The 19754-nt window shown below is 60.5% G+C and carries 19 protein-coding genes; 10 read left to right on the plus strand and 9 right to left on the minus strand.

The features are described 5' to 3' along the window. Window positions 1–16: 16 nt before the first annotated feature. Window positions 17–1345, plus strand: a complete 1329-nt coding sequence (locus ROR01S_RS00495) for an LLM class flavin-dependent oxidoreductase (RefSeq protein WP_004863724.1) — start codon at window positions 17–19, stop codon at window positions 1343–1345. Between the two features lie 56 nt (window positions 1346–1401). Here the strand turns inward: ROR01S_RS00495 and ROR01S_RS00500 are convergent, their stop codons facing one another. Continuing rightward, the gene (locus ROR01S_RS00500; RefSeq protein WP_015584052.1) at window positions 1402–2196 is read right to left on the minus strand and encodes a phosphate/phosphite/phosphonate ABC transporter substrate-binding protein; all 795 of its coding nucleotides are present in this window, start codon (window positions 2194–2196) and stop codon (window positions 1402–1404) included. Further along, window positions 2186–3184 carry a fatty acid desaturase gene (locus ROR01S_RS00505; RefSeq protein ID WP_004863727.1) on the minus strand — a complete coding sequence of 333 codons (999 nt, stop codon included), beginning with the start codon at window positions 3182–3184 and terminating at the stop codon, window positions 2186–2188. Before ROR01S_RS00505 ends, ROR01S_RS00500 begins: the two co-directional genes overlap by 11 nt. A gap of 449 nt (window positions 3185–3633) precedes the next feature. Between ROR01S_RS00505 and ROR01S_RS00510 the strand changes: the two genes are divergently transcribed. Next, the gene (locus ROR01S_RS00510) at window positions 3634–4077 is read left to right on the plus strand and encodes a 6,7-dimethyl-8-ribityllumazine synthase (protein WP_015584050.1); all 444 of its coding nucleotides are present in this window, start codon (window positions 3634–3636) and stop codon (window positions 4075–4077) included. Between the two features lie 112 nt (window positions 4078–4189). Here the strand turns inward: ROR01S_RS00510 and ROR01S_RS00515 are convergent, their stop codons facing one another. Beyond that, window positions 4190–5362, minus strand: coding sequence for an ROK family transcriptional regulator (locus ROR01S_RS00515; RefSeq protein WP_004863733.1), 1173 nt, complete (start codon window positions 5360–5362; stop codon window positions 4190–4192). 211 nt (window positions 5363–5573) lie between these two features. Between ROR01S_RS00515 and ROR01S_RS00520 the strand changes: the two genes are divergently transcribed. Genes ROR01S_RS00520 through ROR01S_RS00540 form a run of 5 tightly spaced genes read left to right on the plus strand, consistent with a single transcriptional unit; the run spans window position 5574 to window position 10605 of the window. Then, window positions 5574–6821 (plus strand): extracellular solute-binding protein, encoded by a 1248-nt coding sequence (locus tag ROR01S_RS00520; protein ID WP_004863736.1) that lies wholly within the window; start codon window positions 5574–5576, stop codon window positions 6819–6821. Between the two features lie 9 nt (window positions 6822–6830). Then, a complete protein-coding gene (locus tag ROR01S_RS00525; protein WP_004863739.1) occupies window positions 6831–7739 on the plus strand; it encodes a carbohydrate ABC transporter permease in 909 nt (302 codons plus the stop codon). After that, window positions 7729–8568, plus strand: a complete 840-nt coding sequence (locus ROR01S_RS00530) for a carbohydrate ABC transporter permease (RefSeq protein WP_004863742.1) — start codon at window positions 7729–7731, stop codon at window positions 8566–8568. Before ROR01S_RS00525 ends, ROR01S_RS00530 begins: the two co-directional genes overlap by 11 nt. Before the next feature lie 2 nt (window positions 8569–8570). Next, window positions 8571–9533 (plus strand): carbohydrate kinase family protein, encoded by a 963-nt coding sequence (locus tag ROR01S_RS00535; protein WP_064358984.1) that lies wholly within the window; start codon window positions 8571–8573, stop codon window positions 9531–9533. After that, on the plus strand, window positions 9520–10605 hold the full coding sequence (locus ROR01S_RS00540; protein ID WP_064358985.1) for an ABC transporter ATP-binding protein: 1086 nt from the start codon (window positions 9520–9522) through the stop codon (window positions 10603–10605). The genes ROR01S_RS00535 and ROR01S_RS00540 overlap by 14 nt, the downstream gene beginning before the upstream one ends. Before the next feature lie 14 nt (window positions 10606–10619). Here the strand turns inward: ROR01S_RS00540 and ROR01S_RS00545 are convergent, their stop codons facing one another. Then, window positions 10620–11774: a Bcr/CflA family efflux MFS transporter gene (locus ROR01S_RS00545; RefSeq protein ID WP_064358986.1), complete on the minus strand. Its 1155-nt coding sequence runs from the start codon at window positions 11772–11774 to the stop codon at window positions 10620–10622. Between the two features lie 95 nt (window positions 11775–11869). On the opposite strand from ROR01S_RS00545, the gene ROR01S_RS00550 reads away from it, so the two are divergent. Continuing rightward, window positions 11870–12649, plus strand: a complete 780-nt coding sequence (locus ROR01S_RS00550; protein WP_015584045.1) for an AraC family transcriptional regulator — start codon at window positions 11870–11872, stop codon at window positions 12647–12649. On the opposite strand, the gene ROR01S_RS00555 is transcribed toward ROR01S_RS00550, so the two are convergent. Genes ROR01S_RS00555 through ROR01S_RS00570 form a run of 4 tightly spaced genes read right to left on the minus strand, consistent with a single transcriptional unit; the run spans window position 12646 to window position 16579 of the window. Next, window positions 12646–13386, minus strand: a complete 741-nt coding sequence (locus ROR01S_RS00555; protein WP_004863757.1) for a proteasome-type protease — start codon at window positions 13384–13386, stop codon at window positions 12646–12648. The genes ROR01S_RS00550 and ROR01S_RS00555 overlap by 4 nt on opposite strands. Window positions 13387–13404: 18 nt before the next feature. Continuing rightward, window positions 13405–14220 carry a transglutaminase family protein gene (locus ROR01S_RS00560; protein WP_004863760.1) on the minus strand — a complete coding sequence of 272 codons (816 nt, stop codon included), beginning with the start codon at window positions 14218–14220 and terminating at the stop codon, window positions 13405–13407. Then, window positions 14217–15146 carry an alpha-E domain-containing protein gene (locus ROR01S_RS00565; protein WP_004863763.1) on the minus strand — a complete coding sequence of 310 codons (930 nt, stop codon included), beginning with the start codon at window positions 15144–15146 and terminating at the stop codon, window positions 14217–14219. The genes ROR01S_RS00560 and ROR01S_RS00565 overlap by 4 nt, the downstream gene beginning before the upstream one ends. After that, a complete protein-coding gene (locus tag ROR01S_RS00570) occupies window positions 15140–16579 on the minus strand; it encodes a circularly permuted type 2 ATP-grasp protein (RefSeq protein ID WP_004863765.1) in 1440 nt (479 codons plus the stop codon). The genes ROR01S_RS00565 and ROR01S_RS00570 overlap by 7 nt, the downstream gene beginning before the upstream one ends. A 79-nt stretch (window positions 16580–16658) precedes the next feature. Here ROR01S_RS00570 and ROR01S_RS27425 point away from each other — a divergent pair, with 79 nt between their 5' ends. Then, the gene (locus tag ROR01S_RS27425) at window positions 16659–16787 is read left to right on the plus strand and encodes a hypothetical protein (protein ID WP_255265535.1); all 129 of its coding nucleotides are present in this window, start codon (window positions 16659–16661) and stop codon (window positions 16785–16787) included. On the opposite strand, the gene ROR01S_RS00575 is transcribed toward ROR01S_RS27425, so the two are convergent. Next, the gene (locus tag ROR01S_RS00575) at window positions 16784–17677 is read right to left on the minus strand and encodes an alpha/beta hydrolase (protein ID WP_064358987.1); all 894 of its coding nucleotides are present in this window, start codon (window positions 17675–17677) and stop codon (window positions 16784–16786) included. The genes ROR01S_RS27425 and ROR01S_RS00575 overlap by 4 nt on opposite strands. 215 nt (window positions 17678–17892) lie before the next feature. Between ROR01S_RS00575 and ROR01S_RS00580 the strand changes: the two genes are divergently transcribed. After that, window positions 17893–19638: an alpha,alpha-trehalase gene (locus ROR01S_RS00580; RefSeq protein ID WP_064358988.1), complete on the plus strand. Its 1746-nt coding sequence runs from the start codon at window positions 17893–17895 to the stop codon at window positions 19636–19638. The last annotated feature ends 116 nt before the right edge of the window (window positions 19639–19754 follow it).

Consider the following 19754-nt stretch of genomic DNA (forward strand, 5'->3'; position numbering starts at 1 on the left):
TTGAATGAGTGCGACGATGTCTAAAAACCCGATGATTCTGAATCTGTTCTTCTTCAATCCCCAGGGAGATTATCGCTTCTCCTGGCGCCACCCGCAGGCGCCGGGAAAAGAAATTTTTACCCTCAGTTATTATGCCGAACTGGCCAGGAAAGCCGAGGCGGCCACGCTCGATGCTATTTTTATTGCCGATCATATCGCTATCTGGGATACGGTGCCCAGCGGTCTGACCCACTACGCCAACGCCCGGCTGGAACCCATTACCCTGCTCGCCGCGCTGGCGGCCGTCACCGAGCATATTGGCCTGATGGGGACGGCATCGACGTCGTATAACGAGCCCTACAACCTTGCACGCTACTTTGCCTCACTCGATTTTCTGAGCAACGGCCGGGCAAGCTGGAATATCGTCACCTCGTGGCTGGAGGAAGAGGCGGCAAACTTCGGCCTCCGACAGCTGCCCCAACACGGCAACCGCTATCAGCGCGCCGGTGAATTTATTGACGTAGTCACCCGGCTTTGGGACTCCTGGGAAGAGGATGCCGTCCTGTACGACAAGGCGAGCGGCCTGTTTGCCGACAAACAGAAAGTCCATCACCTCGACCATCACGGCGAATTCTTTAACGTTCGCGGACCGCTGAACGTGCCGCGTCCGCCGCAGGGCCATCCGCTGCTGGTACAGGCCGGATCGTCGGAGGCAGGGAAAGCGCTGGCGGCCACCTGGTCAGATATGCACTTCGTGTTTATTAAATCCATTGAAGAGGGGCTGCGCTATCGCCAGGAGATGAACCAGCGGCTGCTGGCGAACGGACGCGACCCGGCACACTTTAAAATCATCGCCGGCGTGCTGCCGGTGGTGGTGAACTCCAGTGATGAAAAAGAGCAGCGCCAGCAGCTAAACAACCGGTTGATGAGCGATCGGATGGCTATCGACCTGCTCTCTTCCTACCTGCGTATGGACCTCTCGACCTGTGCTGTCGACCAGCCGCTGCCGCCGCTGCCGGATGAAGAGACGTTTGACGGCATTCGCACCGCGCTGCGGCTGATCCGCGACTACGACCCGGCGCTGACCATACTGGAACTGGGCCGTTTACTGCTGCAAAGCTCCGATAGCTGGCTGCTGATTGGCAGCGCAGAAGAGGTCGCCAACGAGCTTACCGCGATCTGGCGCGCCGGCGCGGCCGATGGGTTTAACTTGATGTTCCCGCTCTTGCCGGGCGATTTCGATCGTTTTGTCGAGCAGGTGGTGCCGATCCTTCAACGCAGCGGCGCCATGAAAAAGCGCTATCTGCCGGGTACCCTGCGGGAAAAACTGGGCTTACCGCAGGTAGATAACCGCTTTACCCGATAGCAGGCGGCAACGCACGCGACGCCTTACCCGGAGGAGGTCAGCCCTTCTCCGGTCTTTCAGAGTTGCGTCACGCCCTGTTGTCGCGCCTCTTCGCGCCACGCCAGCAATCGGGAATAGGGTTCCCGGGTCAGCGGGCTGAAACCGCAGATAAACTGCGCCTCGCAGCGCTCCCGATATCGCGCATCGCTGACCAGCTGCCGCAGCGCCGATCGCAAACCGGCGAGGGTTTGCGCTGACGTTTGTGGCCCGGTAATCAGCGGTAGCCCTGGCGCCGACGGCGTTTGGCCGATAACGCACAAGCCCTCCAGTACGGCAGGCTCGTGACGCGCCAGCAGCGCCCAGCTAACGCAGTCGATGGCGGCCATATCGCCCGTCCCCTGCTGTAAGCCGAGAAGCGACTGCCGGTGGCTGCCGCTGAAATTAACCCCGGCAAAAAAACGCCCCTCGCGGGCGAGCGGAGCCACCATTTTCAGTAACACGTTGTAACCTGACTGCGAATCGGGCGAATTGCAGATAGCCCGCCGCCCACGGAAATCGGCGAGCGACCGCGCGTTATCCGCCGCACGGGCCACCAGCAGGCTGCGATAATCAATGCCTTCACAGCCGGGCGCCGAATAGTGAAAACAGCCCACCGTCTGAACCTCCGGCAACAGAGTCACCAGCGGGTAGCCGCAGGTCTGGCTCAGCAGCAGGTCCGGCTGACGCCAGTGCGAAAGTAGGTCCGCCGGCGGCGGCGTTGGCGAACTCACGGCAATGCCTCGGGCGAGCAGCAGTTCCCGCACCGCAGCTTCTAACGCCTGGTTCTCAGGCGGACGCACCGCATACATCGGCAAATTCACGTTATGACTCATCGCGCTCACCTGTCTGCTCTCCTGCCCGGGAGGCTTTTCCGATACCCGGATGGGCGTTAACCGCCACCGCGCGGAAGAAAAAGGCGCGCAGCCACTCGCCATAGCCGCGCACCACGAACCCGTGGTTACGCTGCTGGTAGCGATCTCGCTCCAGCAGATAGATTTTTCTCAGCCCGTACCACGGTACGCCGGGCAGGTCATGATGCACGGAGTGGTAGTTCAGATTCAGAAACAGCACCCGCCACAACAGCCCGGCCTCATTGATGACCGAGCGCGCCAGCGGATCGTCAGCGGCCCGATGTTCGAGGAAGGAGCGAATTTTGGTCAGCGCCAGCGCCGGATAGCTGATGACCACCACGAAATAGAGCGGTGAAAAATCACAGCGCGCCATCCACGTCAGGAGCGCGGCCAGCAATCCGCCGTGCACCAGCCACATTAGCATCGCTTTCCCCTGCCGATAGCGAAAGGCGTTCGCCGCGCTGACCAGCGTCTGCACAATATCCAGCAGCGGGGCCAGCAACAGTCGGCCGAAAAACGTATTGCGCAGATGTATCACTTTACGCTGCCAGGGCGAGAAACGGCGCCAGCTTTCGGCACTAAAATAGTAGGATTCGGGGTCATCCACCGGCAGCGTCAGCCGGTCGTTATTGTGGTGCGCCAGATGCGAGTCGCGATAAAGCCCGTAGGGATACCACACCGCCAGCGGTAGCGTACCCAGCAGCTGATTACACCACCGCCAGGGCGTCGGATGGCCGTGGATCAGCTCATGCTGCAACGACATATACCAGGCGGTAAACCAGATGAGCAGCACGGTCGCCGGGAAAAGCCCCAGCGTCTGCCAGTAGGCGAGGGTCATAAACCAGCCGCTGTAGACCACAATAATTAATATCCAGGTGGGTAATTCACTGCGCCACAGCCAGCGGCGGGAAAGCTGGCGAATCAGATCGCGCTGCTGCTGATGCAGGTACTTCGACGAGTGCTGTGTCATCACTACCGGTACTCTCTCCGCGTTACTTTTTGCCTCCAGAAGATGTGAGAAAATGCGGAAAATAACAAAGAATTTAAATCACTTAGCTTTGCCAGAAAATGGTGATGCGCGCAATTTTCTGTCCGGCGGGACAGCCCGCCCTGCCCCCAGGCGACGGCCGCGCCGCCCGCCGACCCGGAACCCGGTATTGCGCGGCGCGCGGCGGATAAAAACGGCTATCGTCTCTTGACATAACAGTATAATGTTAACGCCCGGATCACGTCCGAACCGCGGCTGAATGCGCTAGCGCGTTGGGATAATGAGATCGGACCTGAGCTCCGTGTGAACGCGCGTGAACCGAGCAATTGACAGCATCGCCCGGTGGTCGCCTGAAACGGCTCGCGGAGTATAAGACCTGAAGATCAACATTCTTTGACTCGCCTGATGCGGTCATTTTACAGGAGTATGCCATGCCATCGTTAAACGTCGCCTTTATCAAAGCCAACTGGCACAGTGACATCGTCAGCCAGGCGCAGACCGGTTTTCAGCAGGAGCTGGAACGTCAGCAGGTTGATTATTCGCTCGACAGCTGGGATGTCCCTGGCGCATTTGAAATGCCGCTTCTGGCCCAGAAGCTGGCAAAAAGCGGACGCTATGATGCCATCGTGTGCGCCGCGCTGGTGGTCGATGGCGGTATCTATCGCCATGACTTTGTCGCCCAGGCCGTGGTCAGCGGTCTGATGCAGGCCCAGCTGGCTACCGAAGTCCCGATGTTCTCGGTATCTCTGACGCCGCACAACTTCCAGCCTGCCGACGAGTTCATCGATTTTTACAGTCAGCATTTCATCAAAAAAGGTCAGGAAGCCGCCAGAGCGGTACTGCAGATCCACAACTTGCCGCTGGCGAAAGCGTGAATCAACGCCTTTAACCGCGTGGTCCGCTCGCGATGAGTCCCCGCCGGCGGTCCTTTCGCGGGCTCATCCGCGACGCGCGGCCCGACCGTTGCTGTACTGACCCGCGGCGGGCCTACTTCATCAAGGCCTGAAACTGCGGATTAAACTCATCGAAGATCGGCAGTGCGGCAGCGCCGAGGGCGGCGGTGTCGGTGCCCGTCATCCCCATTTTCACCCGCATGGCCGGGAGATAGCGCCCGCGCACCGACTGATACAGCGGCGGCAGACGGGCCAGCACTTTCTCCAGTAGCGGCGCGGGCATCATGCCGCCGACCACCACCGTTTCCGCATCGAAAACGCACTCCAGCAAATTAATGGCCTGGCGCAGCGAGGGTAACGCCGTCTCCACCCACCGATCGAACAGCGACGCCTCCACCGCCAGCAGATCCTCGGGCAGCGCCCGGTAGGGGTCGAGGCCGCAAAACTCATAGGCCGCCTGCAGGGAAACGTAGCGCTCAAGGCAACCCTGGTTGCCGCAGTAGCAGGCGCGTCCTCCCGGTTGCACCACGATATGCCCGACCTCTCCGGCGTTATGGGCGTGGCCGGTATAAATATGACCGTCGGTGAAGATCCCGGCGCCAAGCCCGGTGCCGATATACAGATAAACAAACGAATTCAGCTGGCGCGCCACCCCGTGGAAGCGCTCGCCGATAGCCGCCACCGTCGCGTCATTTTCGAGGGTGACCGGCAGACCGCTTATCCGCCCCAGCTCCGACGCCACATCCACCCCTTCCCAGCCGTTGAGGGTGGTCGGCCCGGTCGATGAAATGCCCTCCACGCCAAACGGCCCCGGCATCACCACGCCAATGCCCAGCACCCGGCTCCAGTCGAGCCCGGGTAGCGCTTTGATCTCCTGCACCACCTCGGCAATGCGGGCAAAGGTGGCACCAGGTTGGGGCTTTTGCACCAGAATGAGCCGGCGGAAATGGATCTCGCCGGTGAGATCCACCAGCACGATGATCAAGGTTTGATGGTCGAGATGGATCCCGATGGACCACGCGCTGGCGGGGTTGAGACTCACCGGCACCGCCGGCTGGCCACGCCCTGCGGCGCGGCGCGGTTCATGGCTGGTGAGCAGCGCCATCTGCTGTAGCTCGGCGACAATATTGGAGACCGTTTGCGGCGTCAGCGCGGTCATTCGCGCCAGCTCCGCCCGGGTCAGGGTACCGTGCAGACGCACGGCCTCAATCACCACCCGCCGGTTGTGTACTCGCGCATGTTCAAGGTTCGTTCCCGAGGTTTTCATTCCGTCCCTTCCTGGTCGCATCATGCTGCAATTTTAGCCAGCGTCACAATTCGCGCAACGACATTCTCCGCCCGCCTTTCGGGTGGCATAAGCTTTGCTACGCTTATGCTAAGGGCCACGAATGACGTTTGGGCCGTATTGTCGCCCCGATTAAGTCAATCAAATTGATTTAATAAATCATATCCCTCTTTTCAGTACCGCGGAGAGCAACATGAACGACTACAGTGCATTTCGGGTTAAAGCCGGTCTGCTGGCTATGCTGGTCATCAGCGGGAGTGCGGCGGCGGCAGCCACCCAGGTTAACGCCCTGTTTATGACCCAGGCGGCGTACAGCGAAAATGACATTCGTGCCATGACCGCCGACTTCGAAAAACAAAACCCGGATATCAAAATCAACCTTGAGTTCGTCCCCTACGAAGCGTTGCATGACAAAATCGTGGCCGCACGCGGGGCCGGCGGCAACGGCTACGACGTGGTGCTCTTCGATGCCATCTGGCCTGCCGAATTTAGCCACTTCGATCTCCTGCAGGATGTCTCGGCACGTATTCCCGCCGCCGAACGGGAGAAGGTCTTCCCCGGCGCCATGAATACCGTGGTTTACAAAGGCAAAACGCTGGGCATGCCGTGGATCCTCGACACCAAGTATCTTTACTACAACAAAGCGATGCTGGACAAAGCCGGGATCAAGCAGCTGCCGACCACCTGGCAACAGGTAATGGATGACGCCAAAATCATCAAGGATAAAGGTATCGTTAAATACCCGCTGGTGTGGAGCTGGTCGCAGGCAGAAGCGCTGGTGTGCGACTACACCACCCTCGTCTCCGGGTTTGGCGGGCAGTTTTATCAGAACGGTAAACTGGATTTCTCCACTCCGGCGTCGTTGAAAGCGGTCACGCTGATGAAGAAATCGCTGGATGACGGGTTGAGCAATCCGGCCTCCCGCGAATATCTCGAAGAGGATGTGCGCAAGGCCTTCTCCAACGGCGACGCGGCATTCGCCCTGAACTGGACCTATATGTACAACATGGCCAACGACCCGAAACAAAGTAAGGTCGCGGGCGATGTCGGCATTATGCCGGCGCCCGGTGATACGCCGGACAAACCCGGCGCGGTGAACGGGTCAATGGGGCTGGGCATTGCCAAAGCCAGCCAGCATCCGGAACAGGCGTGGCAGTATATCCATTATCTGACCTCCCAACCGGTGCAGGATAAGTATGCGAAGCTGAGCCTGCCGGTATGGAAATCCTCCTACCAGGACCCGGCCGTGGCGAAAGGTCAGGAGAGCCTGATCGCCGCAGCGGATAAATCGCTGAACGTGATGCTGTCGCGTCCGGAAACCGCGGACTACTCGCGCCTCTCCAACGCGTTACAGCAGCAGCTTCAGGCCGTCCTGCAGGACAAGGCCGCCCCGGATGCCGCGATGCAAGCCGTCGACAAAAGCGCGGCGCGCCTGCGTTAAGGACATTTGATGCTGAGTTTGCAACAACGCGAGCGGCGTCAGGCATGGGTGCTTCTGGCACCCATGCTCATCGTGATGTTTCTGCTGACGGCCTGGCCGCTGGCGCGCACGCTATGGCTGAGCTTTACCGACACCGCGCTGGTGGGCAATGGCGATGCGACCAATTACCTCTGGCTGGATAACTATCTGTATGCGTTAACCGATCCGGATTTTCGCGCCGCCTTCGCCCGCACGCTCTATTTCACCGTGGTCTCCGTCGCTATTGAAGGGGTTATCGGCGTGCTGGTGGCGCTGTTGCTCAATCAGAAATTTGTCGGACGCAATATCCTGCGGGTGTTGGTCATTTTGCCCTGGGCGCTGCCGACTATCGTTAACGCGATGATGTGGCGGCTCAACTTCAACCCGGACTACGGCAGTATTAACGCCTTGCTCAGTCAATGGGGCATTATCGACGGTTACCGCAGCTGGCTGGGGTCGCCGGACTCGGCGCTCAACGCGGTGATGCTGGCGGATATCTGGAAAAACTATCCGCTGGTCACCCTGCTGGTGCTGGCCGCGCTGCAATCCATTCCGGAGGATTTATACGAAGCAGCCCGCCTTGACGGCGCCTCGTCATGGCGGCGTTTTCGCGCCATTACTTTCCCGGCGATCGTCGCCCCGCTCGGCGTGGCCCTGGTCCTGCGCACCATCGACGCGTTTAAAGTCTTCGATATCATCTACGTGATGACCCGCGGCGGGCCGCTGGACAGTACCCGCACGCTGAGTTTCTTCGTCTACCAGGAGTCCTTTAGCTATCTGCGGGCGGGCAGCGGCGCGGCGTACGCCATCCTGATGACCCTGATGTGCGCCCTGCTGATCGTCCTGTATCTGTTTATGCTGCTTCGTCAGCGTCGCCGGAGCACTGATTATGAAGCGTAAACTGCGTATTCTGCTGCGCTACCTGGCGGCCCTGCTGGTCGCGCTGTCGATACTTGCCCCGATGACGTGGCTCTTTTTGATGAGCGTCAGCGCCACGGCCGATCTGACCCGGGTACCGCTGGAGTGGCTGCCGCGCCAGTGGGACTTCAGCCGCTACGCCCGTCTGCTGTCACTGCAGCCCGGCGAGCCCGGCGCGCTGTTTCTCCCCGCTCTGCGCAACAGCCTGCTGGTTGCCGCGGGGGCGACGCTGGTGTCGCTGCTGCTGGCGGTGCCCGCTGCCTTCAGCTTCTCGCGCTACCCCGGACGCGACGGCTGGCTGTACGCCGGACTCGGCATCTATATGGTGCCGCCGGTGGCCTTCGTGCTGCCGCTCTATTTTATTCTCGAACATTTCGGGCTGCTGAATACCCGCAGCGGGCTGGTGCTGGTCTACTGTTCGCTGATTATGCCGTTTCTCACCTGGATGGTGAAAAATCAGTTCGACGCGCTGCCGCAGGATATTGAGCAGGCCGCCAGACTCGACGGTCTGCGGGTCTGGCAGGTACTGCTGCGCATCACCCTTCCCCTGGCAAAACCGATGCTGGGGGCGTCGGCGCTGTTCGGCTGGCTGCTGGCCTGGGACGAGTTTTTCTATGCGCTGCTGTTTACCAGCAACATTACCGCCCAGACGCTGCCGGTCACCATTGCCGGATTCACCGCCGGGCGCGCCACCGACGATGGACTGGTGGCGGCGGTCGGTATCCTCGCCTCGGTCCCGCCGCTGTTTATCGCCATCTGGTTACAAAAAACGTTGGTCAGCGGTCTCACTCACGGTGGAAGTAAAGGATAACTATGCAAACGCTCACCGCGCCTGTGCTCTATATCGCAGGTAATTACAATATTGACTTAATTATGGGGACCCTCGCGCACTGGCCGTTCCCCGGTACCGAGGTGATGCTGGAACACAGCGCGCTGCGCCCCGGCGGCTCCGCGGGCAACTGCGCACTGGCGGCGGCGGCCATGCAGATCCCCCACTGCACCGTCGGCTGCCAGGGAGACGACGCCTTTACCGCCTGGCTGGCGGCGCAGTTCCCCGGCAGCGCCGAACGCTGGCCGCAGTACCCCTGCGAGACCTCGCTGACGGTGGCGGTGACGCATCCCGACAAAGAGCGTTCGTTTCTCAGCAACTATGGACATATCACCCGCCTGTCCGCCGACGACATTCTGACCCAGCTCCCGACCCGGGCGACGCCCGGCGATATTGTGCTGCTCTGCGGCACCTTCTTATGCACCGCGCTGTTGCCGGACTATCCGCGTCTGCTGACGACCCTGCGCGACCGCGGTTTTCAGGTGGCGGTCGATACCGGCTGGCCGCCGCACAGCTGGGACAGCGCGCTGCGTGAGGCGACCCACCGCTGGCTGGGCGATTGCGACTGGCTGCTGCTCAATGAGGTTGAAACGCTCGGCCTTGCAGATATGGACGTACTCCCGGCGGCGGCCCGCACGCTGGCGGCGCGTCTCAGCGGCCGGGGCGGCTGCATTGTCAAATGCGGCGCCGATGGCGCCTGGTGGTGGACGGCAGACCAGGGGCATCACGCGCCGGCGAAACCGGTCGAGGTCATCGACACTATCGGCGCCGGAGACAGTTTTAATGCCGGGTTTCTTGCCGGTTTGTTAAACGGCCAGCCGGCCTCACAGGCGTTACGTTGGGGCAACGCCGTGGCCGCATACGCGATCGGTTCATCCCCGCGTCGCTATCCCGACTGGCGAACCTTGCAACACCATATCGAGGAGGTCGACTATGGCCAGCGTTGAACTGGTAAACGTCGCCAAGCAGTACGGTAAACAGACGGTGCTGCATCCGCTGGATCTGACCATTCCGGACGGCAGCTTTACGGTGCTGGTCGGGCCATCCGGCTGCGGAAAGTCAACGCTGCTGCGCCTGCTGGCCGGGCTGGAAAGCCTGTCGGCGGGAACGATATTGATGAACAGCCGCCCAATCAACGATCTCGATCCCGCGGACCGCGATGTCGCCATGGTTTTTCAGAGCTACGCGCTCTACCCCCATCTGACGGTGGCGGAAAACCTCGCCTTTCATATGCAGGTCAAAAAAGTCGACAAGGCGACACAGAAAAACAAGGTTCAGCACATCGCCAGCATGCTGGGTATCGATAAGCTGCTCGGCCGCTATCCGCGAGCGCTCTCCGGCGGCCAGCGTCAGCGCGTGGCCATGGGCCGGGCGATGGTGCGCAACCCGCAGGTTTTTCTGTTCGATGAGCCGCTCTCCAACCTCGATGCCCAGCTGCGCATGGAGCTGCGGGCCGAGATCAAATCCCTGCACCAGCGCTTCAACACCACCATGATTTACGTCACCCACGATCAGGTTGAAGCCATGACGCTTGCCGACCAGATCGTGGTGATGCGCGATGGCGTGATCGTGCAGCAGGGGGCGCCGCTGGAGATTTACGATCGCCCCTGCAACACCTTCGTGGCGCGCTTTATCGGCTCCCCGCCGATGAATCTGCTGGAGGGGCAGATTCAGCAGCGCGATGGCCAGCCCGGCGTGCAGTGCGGCGAACTGTGGCTGGCTCTACCTGAACGCTGGTATCCGGCGGCGGCACGGCAGGGTCAGGCGCCGGTGATTGTCGGTCTGCGTCCGCAGGATATTCAGCCGGCTGACGAAGGGCTGCCGGGGGTCGTCAATATTGTCGAAATCACCGGCGAGTCCACGCTGCTGCATCTCGACTGGCAGGGCTTCCCAATCCATGTCCAGGTCGCCGGGCGTCTCGAAGCGACTATCCGTCAGCCCTTATCGCTGGCGGTACGGCGCGAGAAAATCCATCTTTTCGACGCCGCCAGCGGCGAACGGCTGATATCCGCACGCTGAACCTCGCGGGCGGGTCAGGTCGCCCCCGCCCGCATGTCGCGCAAACAGCAGCCATAGCGTAGCCCGGCGATGCAGCTTACGCTGGCGCTCACGATCAGCGTTCCACCCAGCGATTGCCCCCATCCCACCGCCGCCAGCCCGAGGCCAATCAGCACATAATAGGCCAGGCCGAAGATAGCCCCGGCGGTTCCCCGACAGTGGCCATAAGCGCCCAGCGCCGTGCCGAGTAGCAGCGGGATCGCCATGGCGTAGGCGCAGGTGATCCCCATCATCGGCAGCAGGAACAGCAGCGTATCCGCCAGGCAGAACACCGCTACGCTGCTGATCAGCTGTATCAGGCAGGCGAGCAGCAATATTTCCGCTTCCGCAACGGCTTTGCGGAGCAGCCAACGATTGAACAGCGCCCCGGCCAACGACCCGACGGCCAAGGCGATGCCGCTGTAGCCAAAAGCCACGCTCCCCTGACGCAGCTGCGCGAAAATGAACGGCGCCAGGCTGTAATAGCTGAACAGACTGACGTTGAAGGCCGCCACCAGCAGGACCGCCAGCGCCAGCGACTTATCCGTCGCCATCCGGCGTAACAGCGGTAAAAACGCGGTGTGAACATGCTGCGGCGGACGAGTTTCCGGCAGCAGCCAGCAGCACAGCAGCAGCAAAACCGCGGCCAGCAGCGCGAGGGCCGTCAACACACCGTGCATTCCCCAGCCGGCAACGATGGCGCCGCCGAGGTAGACGCCTGCCGCCGGGCTGACCGCCAGCACGAGGCCCATCATCGAGAAGAGAGCGGCAAGCTGGCGGCCGTTAAAGCGGTCGCGAAGGATAGTCTGGCTCACCACAGACCCCGTTGCCGCACCGAACGCCGACAGTATCCGGGCGACCAGCAGTAATGTGAAATCACGCGCCGCCAGCGCCAGCACGCAGCCCAGGGCATAGGTCGCGAGACCCGCCAGTAGCGCCGGACGCCGGCCATAGCGGTCGCTGAATCGGCCCCAGTACAGAACGCCGACGGCGAAGCCGATAAAGTAAACCGACAGAGTCTGCGCCGCCTCTGCCGCGCTGATGGAAAAATAGCGGCTGATATCGGTCAGCGCCGGACTGTAAATCGTCTCCACGATCTGCGGGAACATCAATAATGCGGTGACCAGCACCATGGCCGAACGCCCGAACATCATCACCTCCTGAACCATTAAGAGGCGCTATTGTAGGCGGACCATAAATCGCACATTATAAACATAATGACTTTTTATATCGGAAATCAGACATCATGGCGTGGCTCGAGGCGAATGCGCTATTTAATCCGGACGATCTGCATAACAGGGTGATTGGCGTCTGCTCGGCGCTGGGCCAGCATGATTCCGGCAGCCACCTGCACCGGATGGGACAGCTGCTGTTTACCCGTCAGGGCTGCGTACGCCTGACCCTCAACAACGGCGCGCTGCTGTGCCTGCTGCCGCCCACCCGGGCGGCCTGGATACCGGCCGGTATAGACCATCGTGCGGAGATGAAAAGCATTGTCGACTATCGCTCGATCTGGTTTCATCCGACCCACTATCCTGCTCTCCCACGTCATCCGGCGATCCTTAACGTCGGCCCGCTGCTGCGCGAACTGCTGGAGCGAATCGCCGCCAGCCCGTGGGATAGTGACTGGCAGAACGGCATCGGCTGGCACCTCGCCGCGCTTTGCGAGGCGGAAATGTGCAGCGCGGCGCAGGAGCCGATGATGCTCGCCCTGCCTCAGGATAAGCGTCTGGCGCTGCTCGCCGGCGACGCCCTGCCGCCGCCGCTGCAGCAGCTGGCGGTCCGCTGCGGAGCCAGCGAAAAGACCATCAGCCGGATTTTCCGTCGCGATACCGGGATGACTTATCAGCAGTGGCGCCAGCAGTGGCGCCTGATGAAAGCGGTGGAGCTGCTGGCCACCGGGGCGCGTATTACCGATACCGCGCAGGCGCTGGATTTCGCCAGCGACAGCGCCTTTATCTACTTTTTCCGCACCATGACCGGCATGACGCCGGGACGCTATTTCTTACCGCAGACCACGCGTTAACGATCGCCGCCCGGCGCATAGGGCGGCAAGGTCAGGAACGTGTTTTGCAGTCCTTCCGACCACGCCTTGCGAATGGTGTTGAAGTACGGGTCGCTTTCGGTGATGCGATGCTGGCCGGCGCTGCTCAAACTGCCGCTGCGGTACAGCAGCGTGTCCAGCGGCAGGCCCACGGAGAGATTGCTGCGCAAGGTGGAGTCAATCGAGATCAGCGCACAGCACATCGCCTGCTCCAGCGGTGTCTCCCGGCTGAGCACCCGGTCGATAATCGGCTTGCCGTATTTGCTCTCGCCAATCTGGAAATAAGGGGTGTCGTACGAGGCTTCAATAAAATTGCCTTCCGGGTAGATATGGAAAAGGCGATGCGTTTCCCCGGCAATCTGCCCGCCCAGCAGCAGATTACAGTTGAAATTGGTGTTGCCACAGTGCTGCTGATTGCTGCTGTCGCGCTGAATCACCTCCTGCAGCGTTTTGCCGATCAGCATCGCCGCATCATACAGCGAACTCACCTGCATCAAATTAGGCTCCTGCTGAGTCGCAATCCGCGTACTCAGCAGGCTTATGACGCTCTGGGTGGTGGCCAGATTGCCGGCGGACTGTAGCACCATGACGCGTTCACCGTCCTCGGCGAAGACATGGAGCTTTTTAAAGGTCGCAATATGATCCACTCCCGCGTTGGTACGGGAATCTGAGGCGAAAACCAGTCCATCCGCTAAACACATGGCCACACAGTAGGTCATCGTTAATTGTTCCTGCTTTTATTGCTGCTGTGCCTGTTGCGAATGCTCGCGCACTTCAGCGTTGGTTAGCATTATTTCCCCGCCGCCGCCCAGCCGGGTACCGCGCACCGGGCAGGCGTCAAGATAGTCCAGCCCGGTCGCCAGCCGCAGATGCTGGTTGAGGTGACGGGTATTATTGGTGATATCAAAAGATTGCCAGCGTCCGTTGAGCCACACCTCTGCCCATGCGTGCATCGCGACATGCTGGGCATTATCGCTGTAAACGTAGCCGCTGACGTAGCGCGCCGGAATCTCCAGCGCGCGACAACAGGCGAGGAAGACGTGCGTGTGATCCTGGCAGACGCCTTTTGCCCTGGCAAAGGCATCCGCGGCAGAGTCCTGTACCTGCGTGGCTCCCGGTGAGTATGGCATTCTCAGCAGCAGGTCCGCCATCAGTTGATTCAGGCTCTCCTCCGGCTCGTCGTGGCGATACAGGCGCCGGGCAAACTCGCGGATCCGATCGTCGGCACGGGTCAACGGCGTACAGCGTAAATAGACCAGCGGAGAGAGCAGCTCCTCTTCCGCCACATCGCTCTGTTCGCTGTCCTCGGCAATATCCACGATCCCGCTGGCGCGGATGGCAATCTCTTTGTGAGGATTGTCGAGCGTTAACACATGCAGGACATTTCCCCACGCGTCGGTGGTCGTCACCGCCGCACCTTCCGGCAAGGTTAGCGTCCAGGCGGTAATGGTTTGCCGCCCGGTGCTGCGCGGCGTCAGGCGCAGATACTGGGTCGAAAACTTCACTTCTTCATCGTAGCCGTAGCGGGTCAGGTGATCGATGACCAGTTTCATAGCGCCTCCAGATAAGTTTGTCTGATGCTGTCGGACAGAGCATTAATACGCGCCAGCAGTCCGTTGAGGTAACTTTGTAAATCGGCGCCCGCCAGATCGTCGCGGGTACTGAAGCGCAGATCGACATTCAGCTGATGCGCCAGGCGCAGCGGCAGGTGCGAGCGGTCGTTGGCGATATGCTCCAGCTGACCAATCAGATCGGAGATACAGGCCCGCAGGGATCGCGGCACGTCGTTGCGCAAAATCAGTAGCTCCATCACCGTCTCCCGGGTGACCGGCTGGCGAAAGATACTGTTGTAGGCTTCCCGGGCGCTGACCGCGTTAAGCAGAGTATCCAGCCGGTAGTATTCACGCACCGGATCCGGATCGCTGCTCAGCTGCTGATCCTTGATCAGCAGCAGTTGCGTGGTGGCGTAGGCCCGTTCAATCAAGGTGCCGATACCGATAAAACTCAGCGCGTCATTGCGCAGCAGCGTACCCAGCACCGCGCCGCGAAACAGGTGCACCCGCTCCTTTACCCACTCGAAAAAACCATCGGTGCCCAGTTCGCTAATCCCTCGCTGGCGGAGCTGGCGCAGTTCAATGCGCGTCGCGTTGATGCACTCCCACACCTCGGCGGACAGGCTGCCGCGAACCGCGTGCGCGTTGTTCCAGGCCATCTCCACGCAGCTGTAAATGCTGCAGGGGTTGTTGCCGTCGAGGGCGAAGAAGTTGAGCAAATTGCTCATGGTGAAGCGCGCATGTCGCGCCTGAAACAGTTCATGGGTTAAGGACAAATTCAGCGGCAGGGCCAGGTCCCGCGACTGCTGGCTGTGACGCGGGATCATCGACAGCTTCCACGTCACATCGAGCACCCGGGCATAGCTTTCCGCGCGCTCCAGGTAGCGCGCCATCCAGAATAGTTCACTCGCAGTCCGACTCAGCATGATTCACCATCCTCCATCACCCAGGTATCTTTGGTGCCCCCGCCCTGCGATGAGTTCACCACCAGCGAGCCTTCGGTAAGCGCCACCCGCGTCAGACCGCCTGGCACCAGACGAATCTCCTGGCCGGAGAGGACAAAAGGACGCAAATCGATATGCCTCGGCGACAGCCCCCCTTCCACGAAGGTCGGACAGGTTGACAGCGCCAGGGTCTCCTGTCCGATATAGTTAGCCGGATTGGCCAACAGACGCTGGCGAAACATCTCCCGCTCTTCTTTGGTTGAACGCGGCCCCACCAGCATGCCGTATCCCCCGGCGCCATGAACTTCCTTGACCACCATCCTCTCGAGATTACCCAGCACGTACTGCAGATCCTCCGGCTTACGACACTGCCAGGTGGGAATGTTGTTCAGAATCGGCTGTTCGCCAAGATAGAACCGGATCATCTCCGGCACAAAGGGGTAGATCGACTTATCGTCCGCCACACCGGTGCCAATCGCATTAGCCAGCACCACGCCGCCCGCGCGATATACCGACAGCAGGCCGGGCACGCCGAGCATCGAGTCGGCGCGAAACGCCAGCGGGTCGAGATAGGCATCATCAACACGCCGGTAAATTACGTCCACCCGCCGCGGTCCTTCGGTGGTGCGCATATAGACCGCGCCCGATTTAATAAACAGATCGGCGCTTTCTACCAGCTCAACCCCCATCTGCTGGGCGAGGAAACTGTGTTCGAAATAGGCGCTGTTAAAACGCCCGGGCGTCATCACGACCACACAGGGATCGTCCACCGGGGAACTTTCACGCAGGGTTTGCAGCAGGTAGCCCGGATAGCGCTCGACCGGCGCAATATGGTGATTTTCAAACATCTCCGGGTAGAGACGCATCATCATTTTGCGGTTTTCCAGCATATACGAGACCCCTGAAGGGGTCCGCAGGTTATCCTCCAGCACGTAATACTGGCCGTCGCTGTTGCGCACCATATCGACGCCGGTAATGTGGGCATAGGTATTATTGGGCAGATTTATCCCCTGCATGCAGGGCTGATATTGTTCATTGGCCAGTACCTGCTCCGCCGGAATAAGGCCCGCGCGCAGGATATTTTGCTCGTGGTAGATATCGTACAAAAAGGCGTTCAGCGCTTTGACCCGCTGACGAATACCGCGATCGATCTTTTTCCACTCTCCGCCGGGAATGATGCGCGGGACGCTATCAAACGGAATCAAACGCTCGGTACCTTCATCTTCCCCATACACATTAAAAGTGATGCCGATGCGGTGAAAAAGCAGCTCCGCCTGCTCTTTCTTTTGCCGGATAGAGAATTGATCGGTGTTGTGAAACCATTGCCACCAGGCGTTATAGTGGTGACGCTGCTGTCCCTGCGCGGTAAGCATCTCATCATAATAATGCCCGTCAGGAAGCGTTATTTTTATCATGGCCGTCTCCTCCGGTTATACTCACGTTGGGGTAACCCCGCAAAGAGATAAGCATTTATTATGCCAGGTAGCAGACGGCATGAGACGAGTGCAATTCCCCGCAGCGCGCCGCTTTATTGTGCAAAAAACCATCACCCCGATAGCCGATGCCACGCCGGTTGTGCACCACCATGAGGCAAATATCGTGCGCCTGCGCCATCAGGGTTAGCCCCCGTTCAGCCAGCGCGCGTAATGCTCCGGCCATTCGACGGTCGGCGTACCGGGGCGGCCCATGGCAAAACCATGTCCGCCGCGGGCATAGCGATAGAGGCTGACCGGTATCTGATGCTGCCGACAGGCGGCGGCCATGATCAGGGTGTTATGCGGATCGGACACCGAATCGTCCTCCGCCTGGGCCAGAAAGCAGGGCGGCGTCTGTGCATTGACGTAGGTCTGGACCGACCAGGCGCGGTCAACCGCCTCTGAGGCATGGGCTCCTGCCAGCATCCGGTGCGTCGCGGTATGGCTATAGGGCGACATCAGCGAAATAATCGGATAAATCAGCGCGGCTTTATCGGCACGAGCCGGGCGATCATCGAGGGCATCCTGCGGCGAATAAGCGGCAAAATCGGCCCGGCAGGCCGCCATACCCAGCAAATGCCCGCCGGCGGAAAACCCCAGCAGGCTGACCTGTTCTTCCCGCGCGCGAATCAGCCGCAGCGCCCGCTGGGCGTCCTGCAACGGCGCCAGCGCGCCGGCGCCCCACCCTTCGCCGGGCAAGCGGTAGCTCAGGATATAGGCGGTATAACCGCGGGCGGTCAGCCAGCGCGCGGCAGGCCAGGCTTCTTTCGTCATTTCGATGCGCCGGTAGCCGCCTCCGGCGGCAATCAGTACACCATGACCGCGGGATAGCGCCGGTCGCCACACCGTCAGCTGCGGCCGGGCAATATGAGTGAGCGCGCCGCGCGCAGAGAGCCGCGGCGCCCCGGATGGCCCGCCGCCGCCCGGCGGTTCGCCAGGCCATAAGCAGAGCGCCTCATCCCGGCGATCGCTGGCCCCGGCGCGTGCCGCAGCCCACAGCGACACGGCGCTTAACAGTAGAAAATGACGTCGATTCACCCGCAGTTCTCCTCAGACTTTAATCGACCGATAACAGCACACCGCCGCTCTCCCCCGGTCTTTTATTCTCGTTTCTCTGGCCGGACGGGCAGGTAAATTGTCTGTTTTCACGCAAAATGTTACCTGCAACACCCCGGATGGCGGATATTCGTCTAAGGTTTTCTGATGGTCAAATGCAGTGGCAAGACCGTCTGAAATGATAAGGAGAATTCCCCATGACGAGATCGGTTTCACGTCGTCCCGCAACGTTGCCTTACGCTTTATCTCTGGCGCTCGGAGGCGCGATTTTCGCTTTATCGACGCTGGCCGCCCAGGCCGTGGAAACCAAACCCGTGCCGCCATCCCCGGATGTGATGCTCGGCCCGCTGTTTAATGATGTACAAAATGCCAGACTCTTCCCCGACCAGAAAACCTTTGCCGATGCCATCCCCAATAGCGATCCGCTGATGATCCTGGCCGACTATCGCATGCAAAAAAACCAGACCAGCTTCGACCTGCGCCATTTCGTCGAGCTGAACTTCACCCTGCCGAAAGACAATGACCGCTACGTTCCGCCGAAGGGTCAGACGCTGCGTCAGCATATCGACGGCCTGTGGCCAGTGCTCACCCGCAGCACCGTTGAAGTCGAAAAGTGGGACTCTTTACTGCCGCTGCCTAAACCCTACGTGGTGCCCGGCGGCCGCTTCCGGGAAGTGTATTACTGGGATAGCTACTTCACCATGCTGGGCCTGGCCGAGAGCGGGCACTGGGATAACGTTGAGGGTATGGTGACCAACTTCGCGGCGGAGATCGATGCCTGGGGCCACATCCCCAACGGTAATCGTAGCTACTATTTAAGCCGCTCACAGCCGCCGTTTTTCTCATTTATGGTGGAGCTCCTCGCGACCCATGATGGCGATCGGGTGCTGAAAACCTGGCTGCCGCAGATGGAAAAAGAGTACCAGTACTGGATGCAAGGCGCCGATGCGCTGGAGCCGGGAAAAGCCAACCAGCGGGTGGTGCGTATGGAGGATGGCGCGCTGCTGAACCGCTACTGGGATGATAACGATACGCCGCGTCCGGAATCGTGGCTCGATGATGTCACCACCGCGAAGAACAACCCGAATCGTCCGGCGACCGAGATCTATCGCGACCTGCGTTCTGCCGCCGCCTCGGGCTGGGATTTCAGCTCACGCTGGATGGATGACCCGAAAAAACTGGGCACCATCCGCACCACCAGCATCGTGCCGGTCGATCTCAACGCGCTGATGTTCCACATGGAGAAAACCCTCGCGCGCGCCAGCAAGGCCGCGGGCGACAGCGCCAAAGCGGCGCAGTACGATGCCCTGGCCAACGACCGCCAGAAGGCGCTGGAGAAATATCTGTGGAATGATAAAGCGGGCTGGTACGCCGATTATGACCTCAAGACTCATAAAGTACGTAATCAGCTCACCGCCGCGGCCCTGTTCCCACTGTACGTCAACGCCGCTTCCCGCGAGCGCGCGGCGAAGGTTGCTGCGGCGGCAGAATCGCAGCTACTGAAACCCGGTGGCTTAACCACGACTAACGTGAACAGCGGTCAGCAGTGGGATGCACCGAACGGCTGGGCGCCGCTGCAGTGGGTTGCCGCCCAGGGGCTACAAAACTACGGTCAGCAGAAAATAGCGATGGAGGTGAGCTGGCGTTTCCTCAGCAATGTCCAGCATACCTACGACAGTCAACAAAAGCTGGTCGAAAAGTATGATGTCAGCTCGACGGGCACCGGCGGTGGCGGCGGTGAATATCCGCTGCAGGACGGTTTTGGCTGGACCAACGGCGTCACGCTGAAAATGCTGGATCTGATCTGTCCGCAAGAGAAACCGTGCGATTCACTGCCGGCCTCGCGCCCGGTCGAGAATGTGGAAAAACCCGTTGCCGCCGTCAGCACCCAGCCGGCCGCCAACGATGCTGTCGCCGAACCCGCTAAAAAATCGGCGCCGTAAACTTCGTACGCGGCGGGCTCACCGCCGCGTTTTTTGTCCAGACTCTCCTGCGTTCCCCCACTCCGGCCCTTGTTCTCATTCCTACCCTTACGGGGTAGTTCGTACACAAATCCAGC

This window comes from Klebsiella ornithinolytica NBRC 105727 = ATCC 31898 (genome assembly GCF_001598295.1).
Classification (GTDB): Bacteria; Pseudomonadota; Gammaproteobacteria; order Enterobacterales; family Enterobacteriaceae; genus Klebsiella; species Klebsiella ornithinolytica.